We start from the raw sequence: 20,507 nt of genomic DNA on the forward strand, positions 1-20,507 counted from the left end.
GAAATCTATGTCTAATTTAAGTTTAAACGGCCTAGCATCAAGCTTGGCCGTTTCTTTTCCCGACAAAGAACAACGACTCGTCGAACTGTATCAACGCAGTAAGCAAGAGCAACGGGCATTTACCAGCGTATTAGTCGAGAATGAACTGCTCTCCAGCAAACAGCTGGCGGATTTTTGTGAGAGCCAGTTTGGCATTCCACTGCTAGATTTAGATGCCATCGAGCTTAGTGAGATCCCGCAGAAATATCTCAACGAAAAATTGATTTTTAAACACCACGTCTTGCCAGTTTATAGCCAGGGACAGACCCTGTATGTGGCAATGGCCGATCCCAGTAATGTGACTGCCCTCGAAGATTTTGGCTTTAGCTTCGGCCTGCACGTCGAAGCGCTGCTGGTTGAAGAAAACAAGCTATTTAACGCCATTCAATCGCTAGTCGATGACAGCGCCAACCTCGATTTAGGCGAGATTTCTGATGACGATATCAATGATTTAGAAGTTAGTGATGAAGGCTCTCGCCTCGATGAGCAGCAAACCAATAAACAAGACGATGCGCCCATCGTAGTTTATATCAATAAGATCTTGATGGATGCGATCCGCCGCGGCGCTTCCGATTTACACTTTGAGCCCTATGAGCATAAATACCGGATCCGATTTCGCATCGACGGACTGTTACACGAAATCGCCAGCCCACCGATTAACCTGGCCAATCGCTTCTCGGCTCGGCTCAAGGTAATGGCGCGAATGGACATCGCCGAACGTCGACTACCACAGGATGGTCGAATCAAACTCAAGACCGGCCGTAACAAGGCTATCGACATGCGGGTGAATTCTCTGCCCACCATGTGGGGCGAAAAAATCGTGATCCGGATCCTCGACTCTTCGGCGGCCAAGCTAAACATCGACGCGCTTGGCTACGATGAGCAACAAAAAAAGCTATATTTAGACGCCTTAGCTCGCCCGCAAGGGATGATTTTAGTCACCGGCCCCACCGGTTCCGGTAAAACCGTGTCGTTGTATACTGGCTTAAGTATTCTCAATACCAGTGAAATTAATATTTCCACCGCCGAAGATCCGGTGGAGATTAACCTGCCAGGGGTTAACCAAGTACAGATTAATAATCGCGCCGGACTAAGCTTTGCCAGCGCTCTACGCGCCTTTCTACGTCAAGATCCTGATGTGGTAATGGTTGGGGAGATCCGCGATTTAGAAACCGCAGAAATATCGATTAAAGCGGCGCAAACCGGCCACTTAGTGCTGTCGACCCTGCATACTAATTCCGCCGCCGAAACCCTGACCCGAATGCTGAATATGGGGGTCCCGGCCTTTAACATCGCATCCTCGGTCAGCTTGATCATCGCCCAGCGTTTGGCGCGACGACTCTGTGAACACTGTAAAAAATCGAAGATAATCGAGGCGCATTTATTACCCAAGATCGGCTTTAATCAAGACCAAATCAGCGCAGGAGTTCAATTATTTGAACCGGAGGGTTGTGATAAGTGTACCGGCGGTTATAAGGGACGAGTAGGGATTTACGAGGTGATGCCCATGAGCAGTGCAATTGCTAAACTGATTATGGAGCAAGGCAATTCCATTCAAATCGCCGAACAGGCGATTAACGAGGGGATGTATTCGCTGCGCATGTCCGCCTTAGAAAAAGCCCGTTTAGGCGTCACCAGCTTAGCAGAAGTCGAGCGAGTCACAAATGTATGATTCACCCAAACGGCACCGTTAATTATTTGATAAATTAAACCTATGAATTAAGACTCATTGTTTGCAGGGATGTTATGGCCGCCACAAACACCAAGCGTAAAGTCGCCGTTAAAAAAATCAATGCCTTTAGCTGGAGTGGGATTAATCGCCGAGGCGGTAAGGTGAATGGCGAGTATCAAGCCGAGACGATCAGTCAAGTACGAGCCGACCTGCGTCGCCAGGGCATCACCGTTACCAAAATCAAGAAAAAAAGTGAGAGTTTTCTTAGCCAATTGGGTAATAAGATCAAGCCGATGGACATCGCGGTGGTATCTCGGCAAATCGCCACTATGCTGTCGGCTGGCGTGCCACTGGTGCAGAGTTTTAATATTATCGCCAAGAGTGTCGAAAAGCCGGCGATGCGCCAACTGATCGGAGAGATTAGCGCCGAAGTAGAATCAGGCACCGCACTTTCCGAAGCCCTGCGTAAACATCCTCGCTACTTCGATGATCTCTACTGTGACCTGATCGATGCTGGTGAGCAAAGTGGAGCTCTCGAGACGATTTATGATCGGGTGGCCATCTATAAGGAAAAGGCCGAATCGCTGAAGTCCAAAATTAAGAAGGCGATGTTTTATCCAGTCTCGGTAATCATCGTCGCCATCATCGTGACCACCATTTTATTACTATTTGTGATCCCCCAGTTTGAAGAAATTTTTGCCAGCTTTAATGCCGAACTCCCGGCTTTTACACTATTCGTTATCGGGATCTCACGCTTCCTGCAAGATTATTGGCCGTTCCTCTTTGGCGGGATTTTTGCGGCAGGCTTTGGCTATGTGCAAGCCTTTCGCCGCTCGCAGGGGGTGAAAGATGCCACCGACCGCTTTATTTTAAAAATTCCGGTGATTAATCCCATCTTACACAAGGCTGCGATGGCCCGTTTTGCGCGCACCTTGTCTACCACCTTTGCCGCCGGGATCCCGCTAATCGATGCGCTGCGCTCCGCAGCTGGTGCTTCTGGTAACGTAGTCTACCGCAATGCTATCAACGCCATCCGGGTGGAAGTCACCGGTGGGATGCAGATGAATGTGGCGATGCGTACCGTCAACATCTTTCCCGATATGGTGACCCAGATGGTGATGATTGGCGAAGAATCAGGCTCATTGGATAGCATGCTCGATAAAGTCGCCAATATCTATGAACAGCAAGTTGATGATGCGGTTGATGGCCTCACCAGCTTAATCGAACCCTTGATTATGGCTGTGCTTGGGGTATTAGTTGGTGGTATGGTAGTGGCCATGTATTTACCTATTTTCAAACTGGGATCGGTCGTCGGTTAAAATGCAAGAGTTCATTGAATTTTACCCAGCCTTAGCGCTGGGTTTCTGTTTGTTAGTCGCGCTGTGTATCGGCTCTTTTAGTAACGTGGTGATCCATCGCCTACCGGTGATGCTCGAGCGACAATGGAAACAAGAGTGTCGACAGTTTTTAGCCGATGAGCTTAATGACGATACGCCAGTTTCTCCCCAAACTTATAATTTAGCGCTACCGCGCTCAACTTGTCCGCACTGTCATCACTTAATTCTGGCCTGGCAAAATATTCCACTCATCAGTTGGTTGCTACTACGCGGTAAGTGTGCCAACTGCAAAGCGCCAATCAGTATCCGTTATCCATTGGTAGAAGCAGCATGTGCGGCCTTAACCCTAGCCTGCTGGTGGCAGTTTGGTTTTAGCTTGCCATTCATCTTCGCCAGTATCTTTTGCATGCTGCTACTGTGTTTAGCCTTAATCGATTTAGATACCATGTATTTGCCCGACCAACTCACCCTACCCGGCCTGTGGTTTGGCCTGCTGCTGAATCTCGTCGGCGGCTTTGTCAGCCTTGAAAGTGCAGTGCTCGGCGCAGCAATTGGCTATGGTTTCTTATGGTGCTTATTTTGGCTGTTTAAACTACTGACGGGCAAAGAAGGCATGGGCTACGGAGATTTTAAACTATTGGCGATGATTGGCGCATGGTTTGGTTGGCAGGCCCTACCGCTAACCATCCTGTTATCATCACTGATCGGCGCGGGTATTGGCATTGCACTGATCTTGTTCGGCCGACATCAACAACAAAAACCGATTCCCTTTGGTCCCTATTTGGCAATTGCTGCCGTCACCTATCTATTTTTTGGCCAGAGTATTCAAGATTGGTACTTCAACTACATCGGTTTAGCGTGATGGCGGGCCTCATCTCCGAGCATCGCACACGAGGGCACCGTGCATGATCATTGGATTAACTGGCGGCATCGCCAGCGGTAAGAGTCAAGCATCCGCCCTGTTTGAAGCGCTTGGGGTGGCGGTGGTGGATGCTGACGTTGTTGCTCGGCAATTGGTTGAACCCGGCCAGCCAGCACTAAATCAGATCATCAAGCACTTTGGCCCGCAGCTACAGCTTGCGAATGGTCAATTGGACCGAGCCGCATTACGCAAGATTATTTTTAGTGAGCCCGAACAAAAAACTTGGCTGAACCATTTGCTTCATCCACTAATCCGCCAACAAATGCAACAACAGCTTGACGCTGCAGAAGGCCCCTACAAGATCTTGGTTGCCCCGCTACTCCTAGAAAACAAGCTGGATAAACTTGTCGATCGAGTGCTCATGATCGATACGCCAGTTGCCCTACAAATTGCCCGAACCATGGCGCGCGACAAGGTCAATCAAAGCCAAGCCGAGCAAATTATTGGTGCCCAAATGGATCGAGAGGCTAAACTCGCCGCCGCTACAGATATCATCGTAAACGATGGCGAACTGTCGTTATTAGCCGACAAAGTAAAGGAATTTCACCGCATTTACCTTAATCTTGCCAAAAGCCATGACAGTTGAAAGATCAGTGGGTACACTAGTTTAGATAAGTCTTTAACTTAGTGTAATGAATCGTCATGGCCGCACTCATATTCGAGCACCCTTTAAATGAGAAAGTAAGAAACTACTTACGCTTAGAGCAGTTATTTGAGCAACTCATGTTGGCTAAACCCCTGCAACACCCTTTGCAACAACAGCAATTTTTTCGGATTTTGTTTGAAGTTGCCGAAGTTTTAGAACGCTGTGAATGGCGCAGTGATTTACTCAAAGATTTAGCGACTCAAACCGAAAAACTAGATCAATGGGCATCCATGCCAAATGTTGATACCAGCAAAATAGAGCAGCTAATCCTTGAGGTTAAAAGTCTGTCGGTAGCCATCAGTAAACATGTTCGCGTAACCGACCACCTTAAAAATGACCGTTTATTAGCCAGCATTCGCCAACGTTTAGCCTTACCGGGCGGGAATAGTAGTTTTGATCTTCCCTACCTTCACTACAGGCTAAATCAACCACCGTCACAGCTTAGAGCTCAAGTAGAAGGGTGGCTACAACCCTTTCAAATGGTCGTTGAAGCGATTAAGCAGTTGCTCAAACTTGTCCGCGAGCAACATCAAGCCATTGAAGTGATTGCCAACAAGGGCTTCTATCAAGGCGTAGCACAACACTGTGGTCTATTACGGATCGAAGTCGATACCGACTATCAAGCCTATCCAACCGTGAGCGGACATAAACACCGCTTTGCTATCAAATTCATCAGTGCGGCCAATCTAGAAATAGACAATATTCACTGCCGCCTTTATTGCTGTAAGATCAACTAATGAAAAACCAGAATCCCCCAGTAGTTAAATGCCCCACTTGTAACGACGACGTCATCTGGCAAAGCAGTAGCGAGTTCAGACCCTTTTGTAGTGAGCGCTGTAAACTCATCGATTTAGGGGAATGGGCAAACCAAGAGAAGGCCATTCCCGGACAGCATATTGTAGAAGATGAAGATAAACCTGACAGCTGGGAGTTTTAACGGCCTCAGCTCTGATTCGTCTCTAAACGCCCAATCGCCTGCAAAATAGCAAGATTTGCCTCAGGAAAAGTGTAATCACTTAAATTCTTTGCCATCACCCAGCGTATTTCCTGCTGTTCTGCGCCTTGTGCCTCTCCTGTAAAGCGTTCAATGGTATAAACGTGTAAACACACACGTTTATCGACATAATCGTGCTCAATACGAGTCAACGCTTTACAGCTGCTCACATCAATATCGATCAGCAGTTCTTCTTTTAGCTCACGGGCTAAAGCTTCAAGCACCGTTTCTTCAGGCTCAACTTTTCCTCCGGGAAACTCCCACTTTCCTCCCTGATGCTGCGCTTGGTGCCTTAAGCTCAACAAAATTTGTTGTTGCTTGAAGATAACCCCTACCGCCACATTCACTGTTTTCATTGCTACTCCCAAATTTAGCCCTTAACCGTTGACGGCGCGTCTAAACCAAAAACGACACCGAATTTCACTCTCGTGGCGCATATAACCAACCTCCCCCCAAGAGCTGCGCTCACAAGCACAATCTAAACCGCAGCTCACATCAACAAAAAGGAGAGCCAAGGCTCTCCTTCTTTACAGCATAACTATCCTCAAATCAGGATAACTTACCATGGCATTGCTTATATTTCTTACCGGAACCACAGGGACAAGGATCATTGCGCCCCACTTTTTGCCCTTCACGAACAACCGGTTGATTTGATGCCGTTGTTGCTTCATCCTCGAGCTGATTTTGAGCTTGTTGATGACGATATTCCATAGCGCGTTGTTCGGCTTCACGACGTTTCGCTTCCATCGCTTCCACTTCTTCTGGCGCTTGAACCTGCACCCGACTCAAAATACTAATCACATCTAGCTTGAGTGCTTCAAGCATCTGGGTGAATAATTCAAAAGATTCCCGTTTGTATTCTTGCTTAGGATCCTTCTGAGCATAACCACGTAAGTGGATCCCTTGACGCAGATGATCCATCGCTGCGAGATGCTCCTTCCAAAGCTGATCAAGAGTTTGCAACATCACCGATTTCTCAAACTGTTTGATACTATCCGCGCCCACTTTATCAATTTTATCTTGGTACTCTTTCACGGCTGCTTCGATAACTCGCTCACGCAAGCTTTCTTCATGTAACTTATCGTCTTCATCCAGCCATTTTTGAATTGGTAAATCCAGTCCAAAATCACTCTTCAAACGTTGTTCCAACTCAGTGATTTGCCACATTTCGTCGAGAGACTGAGGGGGAATGTATTCATCAAGCACCGCTGAATATACATCTTGACGGATCACTTCGATGGTTTCAGAAATACTTTCACTATCCATAAGATCGTTGCGTTGCTCGTAAACAACCTTGCGCTGATCGTTAGCCACATCATCAAATTGCAGCAAAGACTTACGCACATCAAAGTTACGCCCTTCAACTTTACGCTGAGCATTTTCAATGGCGCGAGTGACCCAAGGATGCTCAATCGCTTCACCCTCTTCCATGCCGAGTTTTTTCATCATTCCGGTCACTCGATCTGATGCAAAAATACGCATCAAGCTATCTTCCATCGAGAGGTAGAAGCGAGTCGAACCGGGATCCCCTTGGCGACCCGAACGACCACGAAGCTGGTTATCAATACGACGGGATTCATGACGCTCGGTGCCAATAATATGTAAACCACCACTGGCTAATACTGCATCATGACGCTGCTGCCACTGGTGTTTAATCTCGGCAATTTGCTGCTCGCTCACTTCCTCACCTAAAGCACTCAGCTCGGCTTGAAGGCTACCGCCCAACACAATATCTGTTCCCCGGCCCGCCATATTCGTGGCGATGGTCACCGCACCAGCCATACCCGCTGAGGCGACAATTTCCGCTTCCTTCTCATGGAACTTAGCGTTCAGCACGTTATGTTTAATTTTTTCTTTGTTTAAAATATTCGACAATAGTTCCGAATTTTCGATCGATACGGTACCGACTAACACTGGACGCTGAGCCTTCACACACTCGCGAATATCCTCGACAATGGCGTGATATTTCTCTTCTGCGGTCAGATAGACTAAATCCCCTTTGTCATCACGAACCATCGGTTTATTGGTTGGTACAACCACCGTATCGAGGCCGTAAATAGATTGAAACTCAAAAGCTTCGGTGTCGGCAGTACCAGTCATTCCAGACAGTTTTTGATATAGGCGGAAATAGTTTTGGAAGGTGATTGACGCTAAGGTTTGGTTTTCATTTTGAATTGCCACCCCTTCTTTCGCTTCCACCGATTGATGTAGCCCTTCGGACCAACGACGCCCTGGCATGGTACGGCCGGTGTGTTCATCAACAATCACGATCTCGCCACTATCACTCACGATATAATCGACGTTACGTTCGAATAAGGTATGCGCGCGTAGACCAGCATTCACATGGTGTAACAGGCTAATATTGGCTGCATTATAAAGTGAATCCCCCTCTTCGAGCATGCCCCGCTCAATCAAGGTTTCTTCGACAAAAATTTGACCAGTTTCGGTCAAATGAACCTGCTTATTTTTTTCGTCGAGGGTGTAGTGACCGTCACCCGTATGTTCTTCAGTATCTTCTTCCTCTTGGCGAACCAAAAGTGGGATCACATCATTAATTTTTTTATAAAGCTCTGAGCTATCTTCCGCTGGACCAGAAATAATCAACGGTGTACGAGCCTCGTCGATGAGGATCGAGTCGACTTCATCCACAACTGCATAATTTAAAGGTCGTTGCACTCGTTGCTCTGGCGCAAAAGCCATATTGTCACGCAGATAATCAAAACCAAATTCGTTGTTAGTACCATAGGTAATATCAGCGGCGTAGGACGCCTTCTTGGCTTCATGGTCCATTCCCGCAATATTCACTGCAACGGATAAACCTAAGTATTCAAATAGAGGGCGATTCCATTCCGCATCACGTTGTGCCAAATAGTCATTCACGGTAATCACATGCACGCCCTTACCGGTAATCCCGTTCAGGTAAGCAGGCAAAGTTGCGGTCAAGGTTTTACCTTCACCAGTGCGCATCTCTGCGATTTTATTATCGTTAAGAACCATGCCACCAATCATCTGGACATCGAAATGACGCATTTCGAATACCCGTTTTGAGGCCTCACGAACCACCGCAAACGCTTCTGGCAAAATTGACTCTAGCGTTTCACCTTGCTCCACCCGCTCTCTAAATTCGACGGCCTTCGCTTTGATGTCTTCTGCTGACAATTTTTCGTATTCGGGCTCTAGGGCGTTAATAGCATTTACTATTTTACGCATCTTCTTGATGGTACGGTCGTTTCGGGTACCAACTATCTTTGTTACTAATTTACTAATCATGAAAAACTACTTCTGCTAAGACGAAATCCAATTTTCTATGCACTGGCTTTGCGATAAATAAATTTACTGGGATTCAGAGGTCGGCCATTTTTAAGCACCTCAAAATGCACATGAGGACCGGTTGAGCGGCCAGTACTGCCCATCAACGCGATCTCGTCCCCTTTATTTACCACATCACCTTCTTTTACTAATACTGCTTTAGCATGCCCGTAACGCGTTACCATTCCGTTACCATGCGCTATTTCAACGAAGTTGCCATAACCAGAACGCGTTCCGGCCCAAACAACCACGCCACTACCCACTGCGTAAATCGCTGTCCCTTCCTTCCCAGCAATATCGACTCCATTATGCACCGACAAGCGCTGCGTAAAAGGATCGAGCCGCGAACCAAAGGGTGAAGAAATCCAAATGCCGGGGCCTTTTGCCGGCCAACCAGAGATAAAACTATTGTCTAATAAATGGAGACTTTGTTGCCAAGATTCAAGCGCGGTAAGAGATTTTTTGTTTTTACCAAGCTGTTGTTCTAGTTGATACAGGCCAAACAACAAATGGCTATCGCGTTCACGACTGCTGTCAATGTCCATCATCGGCCCGCCAATAGGAGGTGTATGAGAAAAATCAAACTCTGCGGCAAGTTCGCTATCTTCCACTAAGCGAGCGCCAAGGGCATTCAAACGGGTCATCTCGACTTGCATTTGCCCCACTCGAAGCGCTAACCCACGATAACGCTCACGTAATTGTTGCTCAAACTGATGTAGCTTTGGTTCCGCTTGTAAACTATCCAACTGACTAATCAACCGCGCCTGTTGCTGTGCTAAGTCTCGATACTGTTGAACACCCCACAAACCAATACTGGACAATAGCAGTGCCAGCAGAAATCCCAGCCATAATAAACGGAAGGGATTTACGCGAATGGTTCTGGTCTCGCCTTTATGGGCGTATACTAAACTTAACTTCATATTGAAAATATACTAATTATTATGTCCAAGCGACAACACCAACCGATTTCGATTAATCGTCTGTTTCATCAGAAACAATTTTCGCAAATCGAACAGCCCTTACAACGCCGACTTCAGCTGCAACAACTGGGCAGCGATATTTTGGCACACTACAAACTACAGCAATGCCGTATCGTTAATATGCGTCAAGGAGTCGCTATTATCGAAGCACCGAGTTCCGCTTGGCTCACTCGACTAAAACAGTTCCGATTTGAACTACTGAGTGACTTACGCAAAGCTATCCCGGGGGTTGTCAGTTTAGAATTAAAAATAAATCCGGAGTTAAAGCACATTAAACCAGAACCTGAAGTAAAAAGCACTGGAAAACGCCAGCTAAGCGCTGAAGCAGCTAGACATATCACAGAATTATCCAAGCATGTGCCTGATGAACTGAAGGAAAAGTTGAAAAAATTAGCGGCGCTGAGCGGAGAGAGTTAGCCAGCGCCGACCAAATAACTAGAAACTGAATACCGGCAGTTGGTATGCAGCAGGCGCTTCGGACTTGTCTTCAAAAGTGACAATTTCCCAAGCATGTTGTTGCTCAAGCATTGCTCGAACCAGATTATTATTCAAGGCATGACCCGATTTATGTGCTCTTAAGTGACCCAAGATGGGTAAACCAGCCATAAACAAATCACCCACCGCATCGAGTAACTTGTGTTTAACAAACTCATCTTCATAACGAAGGCCATCTTCGTTAAGAATCCGGTAATCATCCAGCACAATTGCATTTTCTAATCCGCCACCTAGGGCTAGATTTTTAGATTGCAAATACTCAATATCACGCATAAACCCAAAGGTTCTAGCACGGCTGATTTCTTTCACAAACTTATCGGCAGAAAACATCATCGAAATCGCCTGATTACGGCCTTCCATCGCAGGATGAGCAAAATCAATAGAGAAATCGATTTTAAAGCCGTCGTTGTTCGGCAGTAACTCGGCCCACTTATCTTCATGTTCAACACGAATAGCTTGTTTAATTCGAATAAACTTCTTCGCCGCAGATTGTTCTGTAATACCAGCCGATTGCAATAAAAATACAAAGGGGCTAGCACTACCATCCATCACTGGAAGCTCTGGCGCATCGACATCAATAATTAAATTGTCCAAACCTAGGGCTGCAATTGCCGCCATTAAGTGCTCAACTGTTGAAATACGGTTACCCGCATCATCAATCAGACAAGTACAAAGCATGGTGTCGCGTACCAATTCTGCTTTTGCCGGGATCGTGACAACCGGATCCAAATCGGTACGATTGAACAGGATACCGGTATTCGCTGGCGCGGGACGCAAGACGATCGTGACCTTGTGCCCAGAATGCAAACCGATCCCTGTCGCTTGTACTGACTTTTCAAGAGTCCGTTGTTTAAGCATAAAAATTCCTCTGCTTTACGACCAAATAAATGTTAATGGTCGGACATCTTAGCATAAGTTTGAAATACACCACAAACTTTTGGCTAAATCTCCAGCATTAACCAACAGATTAATCTGCCTGACGACGCAAAAATGCTGGGATGTCTAAATAATCACCATCACTACTCGCCCGACTAGGTTCCGCATTTACCACCGCAGCGGATTCATCCATCATCGGTGCAGAATCGGCTGGTAAGGTACGCGTAACTGGTTCCGCATTCACCGCTTGTTGTGGTTTAACAATAGAAATATCAGGGCGGCGTTCTGCACCAATACCAGTCGCAACCACGGTCACTCTTAATTCATCGCTCATTTCTGGGTCAATCACGGCCCCAACCACAACAGTCGCATTCTCAGAGGCAAAACCTTTCACGGCGTTGCCCACCGTTTCAAACTCTTCAATGCTCATATCGAAACCAGCGGTGATGTTGACCAAAATGCCACGCGCACCAGCTAGATCTACGTCTTCCAACAAGGGGCTAGAAATAGCAAGCTCGGCAGCTTCTTCAGCGCGGTCTTCACCAGAAGCGATCCCGGTCCCCATCATTGCAGTGCCCATTTCACGCATCACCGTGCGAACATCGGCGAAATCCACGTTAATTAAGCCAGGGCGAGTAATCAACTCGGCGATCCCCTGCACGGCACCTAGTAATACGTTATTTGCGGCCTTAAAAGCATCCAGCAGAGACACCCCTCGACCCAATACTTTTAACAGCTTATCGTTAGGGATCGTAATTAATGAATCAACACTCTTACTCAGCTGCTCAATCCCCTGCTGAGCATAACTGGTGCGTTTTTTGCCCTCAAAACCGAAAGGTTTAGTCACTACCGCTACGGTTAGGATCCCTAGCTCTTTAGCCACTTCCGCAACAATCGGAGCGGCACCAGTACCAGTCCCGCCTCCCATTCCGGCAGCAATAAACACCATATCTGCGCCTTGTAATTGGCTCATGATCGCATCTCGATCTTCCATCGCTGCTTCACGACCTACTTCTGGGTTTGCACCCGCCCCTAAACCTTTGGTGATGGCCCCACCAATTTGTAAGGTATTATCGGCACCAGAGTTACGTAGCGCTTGCGCATCGGTATTGATCGTGATGAATTCCACCCCTTCAATCGACTGCGCCACCATGTGCTCAACGGCGTTACCGCCACCACCGCCAACACCAACCACTTTAATAACCGCTTCATCGGTATGACTATCCATAATCTCAAACATAGTTCTCTCTCCGCTTTATTTTCGCCAATTAGCAAAAACTAAAATTCACCTTTAAACCAACTGTGTAAACGCTTCGCGATATTACCAACGCTGCTTATATTTTTCGCTTCAATTGGCTTTTCAGTTTGATTTTCCATTCCGTAATGTAACAAGCCTACAGCTGTTGAGTAGGTAGGCGCTTGTACATATTCGGTAAGACCAGCTACTTTATTGGCAGAACCAACTCGCACCTGACATTGTAAAATTTTCTCGGCGCATTCAACAACGCCCTCTATCTGTGCTGCACCACCGGTTAAAACCACACCGGCACCCAACTGCAATTTAGTACCTTGCGCTTGTAAATCATCCGCAAGCTCATCCAGCTTGACTTTAATCATCGCAAACAGCTCACTATATCGAGGTTCAATCACCTCCGCCAAAGTTTGCCGTTGCAAGCTACGAGACGGACGTCCTCCCACACTGGGGACTTCAATGGTATCGTCTCTACTCACCATACTGCCTAAGGCGCAACCATAACGAACCTTGACGGCCTCAGCATCATTTAATGGCGTACCAAATACGGTCGCTATATCACGAGTCACCGAATTACCAGCAAATGGAACCACTGAGGTATGACGCAAAGCGCCGCTAGTATAAACCGCAATATCCATGGTGCCAGAGCCAATATCAACCACACACACACCAAGCTCTTTCTCGTCTTCAGTAAGCACCGCATAACTTGAAGCCAAGGCAGAAAAAATCAGTTGATCGACTTTAAGATCACAACGCTCAACACACTTCACGATGTTCTTCACCATATCGTTATGGCAAGCAATAAGATGCACCTTGGCTTCCATACGAACTCCCGATAAACCAATCGGGTTTTTGATACCTTCTTGGAAATCGATGGCAAACTCTTGCGGCAATACATGCAAGATGCGGTGTTCATCGGGCAGTTTCACCGATTTAGCAGTGTGGATGGCGTTATCCACATCATCCTGAGTCACCTCTTCATCACTAATCGGCACCATGCCTTTTTCATTTAAACAACGGATGTGGCGTCCCGAGACCCCCAAATACACCGAGCTAATCTTGCAATCGGCCATTAACTCCGCTTCTTGCAGTGCTCGCTGTACGGTTTTAACCACCGAATCAAGGTCGTTAACCCCGCCTTTATCCATACCCTTTGCCGGATGACTGCCTACACCGATAATGCTCATCTCGTTGCTCGGCAAGACCTCACCGATCAATGCGGTGATTTTTGCGCTGCCAATATCGAGGCCAACGATCAGTTTTCTATCCGTTACTTTGGTCATTAATTACCAAACCTTCTTGTTTCTTCCAACCTACGGCAAAGCCGGTGTCATAACGTAAATCAACATAAGCGACTGCCGCATTCTTCAACTGCGGGTAAATATCGACAAAACGTTCAATACGATTGAACTTATCTTCTTTTCCTAAATGCAGTCGCATACCACCAGCCAGTTGTATTTGCCAAGCATGGCGCTCATTTAACGCAAGGCTTACAATATTTAAATTTCGACTCTGCAAACGCTGTTGCAATTGTCGAAAGGTGCTCAATACCATTTCAGCCTGCTCATCCGGACCACTTAAAGATACCAAGGCCGTTTTTACACGTTGCTGTGGCGCATCAAATATCTGACCTTGCTGATTAAGCAAAGCGGCATTATTCCAACGAGCAACGACTTGCTGCTCTTGTAAAGCGATCGATAACTTATCTGGCCACTGCTTACGTACCGTAACCTGCCGTACCCAAGGCAAGTGTTCAATCTGTGCTTTCACTTGCGACACATCCAAGCTAAAAAAATTGCCAGCCTCAGGTAATGCCGCTAAGGCATGCTGTAATTCTTGATCTAATACATACTCGCGCTGACCCGATACCAATAAGCGATTCATCGGGCTAAGCCGTTTATCACTCACCCCTCGATATACCGAGTAAGCCGCATAACTCAATACTAAAATAACCGACACAAAAAAGGTCACTCCCGCCCAATAGGCCCAAAGTTGCTTTTGTTGATGGGTCATTTGCATAATTAATGCGCCAAATCCAAAATACTCGCGACTAACTGATCAAAACTCAGGCCTGCCTGTTCAGCCGCCATCGGTACTAAACTTTTTTCGGTCATTCCCGGGGACGTATTCACTTCGAGTAAATACCAATTCCCTTGTTGATCAGCCATCAAGTCAACTCGTCCCCACCCTTCACAGTCAGTGGCTTTAAAAGCTTGCATCGCAATCTCTGCCAATTGTTGCTCTTGTTGCGCGTCCAAACCGCTTGGGCAAAAATACTCGGTGGAAGCGCTTTGATACTTCGCCTGATAATCGTAAAAGGTATGTGGTGTTTGCATCCTAATCGAAGGTAATACCCGCTCCCCAACAATGGCTACCGTATATTCAGCACCGCTAATCCACTGTTCGATTAGTACTCGAGTATCATATTCAAAAGCACTCACTATCGCTTGTTGCAATTGCTCAACCGTCTCCGCCTTGGCCATTCCAATGCTTGACCCCTCTAAAGCGGGTTTAACAATCACTACTCCCGATAACTGTTGCAAAATATCTTCCGCCTGAGCAGCTTGATAAGAGGCTTGATCAACAATCCGATAAGCAGCCGTAGGCAGACCAAGAGTTTGCCAAATTTGCTTACAACGGATTTTATCCATCGCCAAGGCAGAACCAAGTACCCGACTGCCGGTATACGGAAGCCCCAGATATTCTAAGGCACCTTGCAAAGTACCGTCCTCACCACCTCGTCCATGCAAGGCAATAAACACATGACTATAGTGATTCTGTTTTAGCGTGTTTAGATCAAAACCTTGAGTATCGATACCTTCCGCATGAATACCTGCTCGAAGCAAACCCGATAACACCGCGCGCCCCGATTTAAGTGATACTTCACGCTCGGCTGAATCACCACCAAACAGCACCGCCACTCGTTTCATAACTAAACTACCCATTAATTATTCTTCATTCTATTGATGTTGAGCTGCAGCTCACCCAAGTGCCGCGCCAAGACGCCAATATTACCAGCACCTTGGGTTAATACGACATCACCATCTTCGATCACGTCAGCAAGCAAACTCGCCAATTCATCGGGTTGTTTCACATAAATAGGCTCTAAACCTCGTTGGCGTAGACTACGGCATAATGAACGACTATCCGCACCAGCAATCACATCCTCACCTGCCGAATACACTTCCAAAAGCAATAAGCTGTCCACTTGAGCCAATACATCCACAAAATCTTCGTATAAATCACGCGTACGACTATAACGGTGCGGCTGAAACGCCATCACCAAACGCCGCTCTGGCCAAGCAGCTCGCGCCGCTTTCAGAGTTGCCAATACCTCGGTTGGGTGGTGACCATAATCATCCACCAACAGAGCAGAACCATTGCCGGTGGCAAATTCACCATACTGCTGGAATCGACGACCAATACCTTCAAAACCATTCAAAGCATCAATAATCGCCCGATCTTCGATACCATCTTCGCTCGAGACCGCGATTGCAGCCGCCGCGTTAAGCGCATTATGCTGCCCCGGCATATTAAGCTCAATCTCTAAGGCTGGACGACCAATGCGCTGCACCGTAAACGAGCAACGGTCACCTTGTTGCACAAATGCCTGAACCCGCACATCCGCCTGCTCTGAAAAACCGTAAGTAATAATATGTCGACCAATTTTAGGCAATAGCTCCTGCACGCCAGGATCATCAATACACATCACCGCCACGCCATAGAAAGGCAGGTTATGTAAAAAATCGATGAAGGTGGCATGCAGCTGAGCTTCATCACCACCATAAGTTTCCATATGGTCTGGTTCAACATTGGTGACCACTGCAACCATCGGCTGCAAGTGCAAAAATGAGGCATCACTTTCATCAGCTTCGGCGATAAGGTAACGGCTACTGCCCAAGCGTGCATTGGTACCCGCGCTATTTAGCAAACCACCAATCACAAAGGTGGGGTCACGGTCAGCCTGCGCATAGATACTGGCAAGCAAACTAGTCGTAGTGGTTTTACCATGGGTGCCCGCAACGGCAACGCCATGCCGATAGCGCATCAATTCAGCCAACATTTCTGCGCGACGAACCACCGGAATCCGAGCAGCTCTTGCAGCAACAACTTCTGGGTTATCGTCTCGAATCGCAGTTGACACCACCACCACGTGTGCCCCCGCAATGTTGCTTGCAGCATGACCAACATAAATTTCAGCACCGACCGTCAGCAAACGATCCGTCATTGTATTTTTCGCCTGATCCGAGCCTGAGATTTGATAACCTTCATTAGCCAATACTTCGGCAATCCCCCCCATACCTGCACCTCCAATCCCCACGAAGTGAATCCGCTTCACCTTGCGCATCTCTGGGATCATGGTCCGTAATTTGGCTAATTCAATTTTACTCATCTAACTACTCTTCATTAAGTCTTGGCAAACTGCGGCGACTTTCTCTGTCGCATCAATGGCCGCCTGCTTTCTCGCATTACAACCATAACGATGGCGCAATCCCGGATCAGCAAATTCATTTAATATCGTCGCTATCCGCTGTGACGAAAAATCGCTTTGAGCCAACAATTGGGCAGCCTCTGCATCCACCAAATATTGGGCATTTTTAGTTTGATGATCGTCCACCGCATAGGGAAGCGGAACAAAAATCGCAGCTAAACCCGCGGCCGCCACCTCCGACACCGTGAGCGCGCCAGCGCGACAGAGTATCACATCCGCCCACTGGTAAGCTGCTGCCATATCATCAATAAACTCGACTATTTTCGGCGCTTGACTCAAGTGTTCTTCAAGCTTGGCATCCTGATAAGCTTGTTCGGCACTTGCCAACTTATTTTTACCCGCTTGATGACAAATACGAAGATCTAAACCACTGGCTTTAATTCCAGCAGCCAAATGCTGATTAAAAACTTGCGCCCCTAAACTTCCGCCAATCACTAGCAGATTATAATCGCGACTTTCGCTTAAGCTTTTTTCAGGTAATGCCAATACCGCAGGTCTCACCGGATTACCCACCACTTTGCCCTTAGCGAGAGCACCAGGAAAAGCAATCAAAGTCTTAGTGGCAATTTTGGCCAACATTCTATTGGTTAATCCGGCGGCGGCATTTTGCTCATGTAATACCAGAGGTTTTCTCATCAACCATGCCGCTATTCCACCGGGTCCACTGGCAAAGCCGCCCATGCCAAGCACCACATCAGGTTGCAAACGCAGCATCAGCAACAGCGCCTGCCTTATCGCATTCAACAACTTAAAAGGCGCGGCTAGCTTACGCAACAGGCCATTGCCACGAACCCCCTTGATACTTATAAAATCAATAGCATAGCCATGTTTCGGTACCAACTGAGCTTCCATTCGTTCGGCGGTTCCCAACCACGATATCTGCCAACCTTGCTGACACAGATGATCCGCTACCGCCAAACCAGGAAATACATGACCACCAGTCCCGCCGGCCATAACCAATAACTTGGGACGCTTCTGTTCAGCCATGGGAGTCCCTCGTATAGGCTTGGCAACGAGCCAAACGGAACTCATGGTCAATGCGCAATAACACTGCGACCGCTATCGACATCACCAACAAACTGGAACCACCATAACTCACCAAAGGTAAGGTTAAGCCTTTGGTCGGCACCAAGCCCGATGCAGCCCCCACATTCACCATCGTTTGAAAACTAAACCAAATACCAATGCCGCAAGCTAAGTAACCCGCAAAAGCTTGTTCTGCTAATAAAGCCTGCTTGCCTATTTTCATCGCTCGGCTAACCAATAAAATGAGTAACAGGAGTACCGCACAAACCCCCACAAAACCAAGTTCTTCCGCAAGCACCGCCACCACAAAATCGGTGTGGGCTTCAGGTAAGTATTCAAGTTTTTGAATTGAGTTCCCCAAACCTTCCCCCAACCAATCTCCGCGACCAAAGGCCATCAGAGATTGCGTGAGTTGATAACCGCTACCAAAGGGATCTTGCCAAGGGTCCAAGAACGAAGAAACTCGACGCATTCGATAAGGTTCGGCAATCACCAAAGTCACCACCGAAACCACACCGGTAAACATTAAACCAAAGAACTGGATCAGCTTCGCGCCAGCTAAAAACAACATGCCCACCGTCGTCACAAACATCACAATCACGCTACCCAAATCGGGTTGCGCCAATAGTAAAACAGCCATCAGAAAAAACACCACTAGCGGCTTTAAGAAACCTTTTAAATTCTCTCTTACCTGTTCATGACGGCGAACCAAATAACCAGCCAAGTAGGTAAACAGCGCCAGCTTTGAAAACTCAGCGGGCTGGATATTAATCGGACCAAAACCTATCCAGCGACTACTACCGTTAATATTCCGCCCCACCAATAACACCAACACCAGCGCGAGCCCCGCCAGCAGCAAAAATGTTGCGTTATGTGACTGCCACCAGGCGATCGGGATCTGCACCACCACCGCCATCGTCGCTAAGCAGATCAGTAGGTAGATACCATGACGCTTGGCAAAACGGAACGGATCGTCATTGATGGCAATACCTTCTGGGATAGAAGAAGACGCCACCATCACTAAACCAAATACCATCAAACATAGCGCTAACCACAATAAGTGACGATCGAATAACTGTGGTTCGGCACGCGCTGCAGGCTCCACCTGAAACCGACTGACCAACAGTTGAAATCCTAAGCGTGGTTTAGCAAGTAAATTCATAGCGCCTCCACCAATTGGCAAAAGTGCTCACCGCGCGCTTCAAAATTACGATACATATCCAGACTGGCACAGGCAGGCGATAACAATACCGTATCACCAGCTCTAGCTTGTTCAGCGCACCAATTCAACGCTCCAGATAGGTCATCAACTAAGACGACTTGCGGATCCAATTGTTGAAAACGCAACTTATCTCGACCAAAGGCAACCACCCCTGCCACTTCAGAAAATGCAGACTTAAGCTCACTTAAATCGCCAGCCTTACTATCCCCGCCCACAATCAACCAGAGTTGAGCCGCGCTATCTTTCAGTCCGATGAGCGCCGCCAAAGTGGCGCCAACATTGGTAGCCTTAGAATCATTAATCCACCGGATATCTCTTTTACGAGAAACCAATTGGCAGCGGTGGGTTAAGCCAGCAAACTGCTTTACTGCGGCTAAGCAAGCTTGCATGGGAATGGCGAGCGACTCAGCTAAGGCGAGAGCTGCCAGTATATTGGCATAATTGTGGGTTCCAACTAAGGCCAAATCGCTAATATCAAGCAGTACTTTAGTTCCGCGAAGTAACTGTTTTTGATCGCAGCTAAGACAAAAGTCGGCGGGTTGAGTGACAGAAAAACTAAGTCTATTTTCAGTCGTGGTAATTGGTGTCGATTGAACATCATCCAAGTTCACAACTGCGGTCATCGCGTGCTGATAAACTTTTTGCTTCGCTGCAATATAAGCATCTAAATCATCATAGCGATCCATATGATCTTCGCTAACATTGAGTAGAGTGGCCGCTGCCGTCTGCAAATGTTCGGTGGTCTCTAATTGGAAACTTGATAACTCCAATACATATAGCTGCACCTCATCATTGAGCAAATCCAACGCGGGCACGCCAATATTACCGCCAACCGCCACCTTAAGACCGGCCTGTTTAGCCATTTCGCCTAGCAGTGTAGTAACGGTACTCTTGCCGTTAGAGCCAGTAATCGCCACCACTGGTGCTGCCGCATAATGACTAAACAACTCCACATCACCGATCAAAGCAATGCCTGCTTTGGCAAGGGTTTGTAGAACCGGGTGGGCCAAGGCAACACCAGGACTGACAATCACCACATCACAATCGAGTAATTGAGCCAGAGGCAGCTCGCCACAAATTACTGGCAATTCAGTGGGCAAATTAACCAAACCCGGTGGCTCTGCTCGGGTATCACAAACCAAGGGAGAAATCCCGTGACGCAGCAAAAAACGGACACTACTGAGTCCGCTAGCACCAAGGCCAACCACCGCATATCGCTTTTGTGACTGTAATTTACTCACCAAC

At 47.4% G+C, this 20,507-nt stretch carries 19 protein-coding genes; 7 read left to right on the plus strand and 12 right to left on the minus strand.

The annotated features are described in order from the left end of the window. Positions 1-7: 7 nt before the first annotated feature. From pilB to yacG, 6 genes are all read left to right on the plus strand, one after another. Positions 8-1,711: a type IV-A pilus assembly ATPase PilB gene (pilB, locus tag ACRRS1_RS18410; protein ID WP_432468944.1), complete on the plus strand. Its 1,704-nt coding sequence runs from the start codon at positions 8-10 to the stop codon at positions 1,709-1,711. Positions 1,712-1,785: 74 nt separating this feature from the next. Then, on the plus strand, positions 1,786-3,030 hold the full coding sequence (locus ACRRS1_RS18415) for a type II secretion system F family protein (protein WP_432468943.1): 1,245 nt from the start codon (positions 1,786-1,788) through the stop codon (positions 3,028-3,030). Position 3,031: 1 nt separating this feature from the next. After that, positions 3,032-3,910, plus strand: coding sequence for a prepilin peptidase (locus tag ACRRS1_RS18420; protein ID WP_432468942.1), 879 nt, complete (start codon positions 3,032-3,034; stop codon positions 3,908-3,910). A gap of 43 nt (positions 3,911-3,953) precedes the next feature. Further along, entirely contained in the window at positions 3,954-4,556 is a 603-nt protein-coding gene (gene coaE / locus ACRRS1_RS18425; RefSeq protein ID WP_432460125.1) for a dephospho-CoA kinase, read from the plus strand. 56 nt (positions 4,557-4,612) lie between these two features. After that, positions 4,613-5,353, plus strand: a complete 741-nt coding sequence (gene zapD, locus ACRRS1_RS18430; protein ID WP_432468941.1) for a cell division protein ZapD — start codon at positions 4,613-4,615, stop codon at positions 5,351-5,353. Next, the gene (gene yacG, locus ACRRS1_RS18435) at positions 5,353-5,553 is read left to right on the plus strand and encodes a DNA gyrase inhibitor YacG (RefSeq protein ID WP_432456053.1); all 201 of its coding nucleotides are present in this window, start codon (positions 5,353-5,355) and stop codon (positions 5,551-5,553) included. Before zapD ends, yacG begins: the two co-directional genes overlap by 1 nt. A gap of 5 nt (positions 5,554-5,558) precedes the next feature. Here the strand turns inward: yacG and mutT are convergent, their stop codons facing one another. The 3 genes from mutT to ACRRS1_RS18450 form a co-directional block, all read right to left on the minus strand. Beyond that, positions 5,559-5,966 carry an 8-oxo-dGTP diphosphatase MutT gene (gene mutT, locus ACRRS1_RS18440; RefSeq protein WP_432460127.1) on the minus strand — a complete coding sequence of 136 codons (408 nt, stop codon included), beginning with the start codon at positions 5,964-5,966 and terminating at the stop codon, positions 5,559-5,561. Between the two features lie 193 nt (positions 5,967-6,159). Further along, entirely contained in the window at positions 6,160-8,880 is a 2,721-nt protein-coding gene (gene secA / locus ACRRS1_RS18445; protein ID WP_432460128.1) for a preprotein translocase subunit SecA, read from the minus strand. 35 nt (positions 8,881-8,915) lie between these two features. Then, complete coding sequence (locus tag ACRRS1_RS18450) at positions 8,916-9,839, minus strand: M23 family metallopeptidase (protein ID WP_432460129.1); 924 nt, start codon at positions 9,837-9,839, stop codon at positions 8,916-8,918. 21 nt (positions 9,840-9,860) lie between these two features. Between ACRRS1_RS18450 and ACRRS1_RS18455 the strand changes: the two genes are divergently transcribed. Further along, positions 9,861-10,316, plus strand: coding sequence for a DUF721 domain-containing protein (locus ACRRS1_RS18455; RefSeq protein ID WP_432460130.1), 456 nt, complete (start codon positions 9,861-9,863; stop codon positions 10,314-10,316). Positions 10,317-10,334: 18 nt separating this feature from the next. Here ACRRS1_RS18455 and lpxC read toward each other — a convergent pair whose 3' ends face one another. The 9 genes from lpxC to murD form a co-directional block, all read right to left on the minus strand. Continuing rightward, complete coding sequence (gene lpxC, locus ACRRS1_RS18460) at positions 10,335-11,252, minus strand: UDP-3-O-acyl-N-acetylglucosamine deacetylase (protein ID WP_432468940.1); 918 nt, start codon at positions 11,250-11,252, stop codon at positions 10,335-10,337. A 109-nt stretch (positions 11,253-11,361) separates the two neighbouring features. After that, positions 11,362-12,510: a cell division protein FtsZ gene (gene ftsZ, locus ACRRS1_RS18465; RefSeq protein ID WP_432456047.1), complete on the minus strand. Its 1,149-nt coding sequence runs from the start codon at positions 12,508-12,510 to the stop codon at positions 11,362-11,364. Between the two features lie 38 nt (positions 12,511-12,548). Then, the gene (ftsA, locus tag ACRRS1_RS18470) at positions 12,549-13,805 is read right to left on the minus strand and encodes a cell division protein FtsA (protein WP_432460131.1); all 1,257 of its coding nucleotides are present in this window, start codon (positions 13,803-13,805) and stop codon (positions 12,549-12,551) included. After that, the gene (locus ACRRS1_RS18475) at positions 13,786-14,541 is read right to left on the minus strand and encodes a cell division protein FtsQ/DivIB (protein WP_432460133.1); all 756 of its coding nucleotides are present in this window, start codon (positions 14,539-14,541) and stop codon (positions 13,786-13,788) included. The genes ftsA and ACRRS1_RS18475 overlap by 20 nt, the downstream gene beginning before the upstream one ends. Before the next feature lie 2 nt (positions 14,542-14,543). Beyond that, positions 14,544-15,467: a D-alanine--D-alanine ligase gene (locus ACRRS1_RS18480; RefSeq protein WP_432456044.1), complete on the minus strand. Its 924-nt coding sequence runs from the start codon at positions 15,465-15,467 to the stop codon at positions 14,544-14,546. Next, positions 15,467-16,915 carry a UDP-N-acetylmuramate--L-alanine ligase gene (gene murC, locus ACRRS1_RS18485; protein ID WP_432468939.1) on the minus strand — a complete coding sequence of 483 codons (1,449 nt, stop codon included), beginning with the start codon at positions 16,913-16,915 and terminating at the stop codon, positions 15,467-15,469. Before murC ends, ACRRS1_RS18480 begins: the two co-directional genes overlap by 1 nt. After that, the gene (gene murG, locus ACRRS1_RS18490) at positions 16,916-18,001 is read right to left on the minus strand and encodes an undecaprenyldiphospho-muramoylpentapeptide beta-N-acetylglucosaminyltransferase (protein WP_432460136.1); all 1,086 of its coding nucleotides are present in this window, start codon (positions 17,999-18,001) and stop codon (positions 16,916-16,918) included. Continuing rightward, positions 17,994-19,202 carry a cell division protein FtsW gene (gene ftsW, locus ACRRS1_RS18495; protein WP_432460137.1) on the minus strand — a complete coding sequence of 403 codons (1,209 nt, stop codon included), beginning with the start codon at positions 19,200-19,202 and terminating at the stop codon, positions 17,994-17,996. Before ftsW ends, murG begins: the two co-directional genes overlap by 8 nt. Beyond that, positions 19,199-20,503, minus strand: a complete 1,305-nt coding sequence (gene murD / locus ACRRS1_RS18500) for a UDP-N-acetylmuramoyl-L-alanine--D-glutamate ligase (protein WP_432463802.1) — start codon at positions 20,501-20,503, stop codon at positions 19,199-19,201. Before murD ends, ftsW begins: the two co-directional genes overlap by 4 nt. Between the last annotated feature and the right edge of the window lie 4 nt (positions 20,504-20,507).

The sequence above is a fragment of the Agarivorans sp. Z349TD_8 genome (genome assembly GCF_050870825.2).
In the GTDB taxonomy this organism is placed as follows: domain Bacteria; phylum Pseudomonadota; class Gammaproteobacteria; order Enterobacterales; family Celerinatantimonadaceae; genus Agarivorans.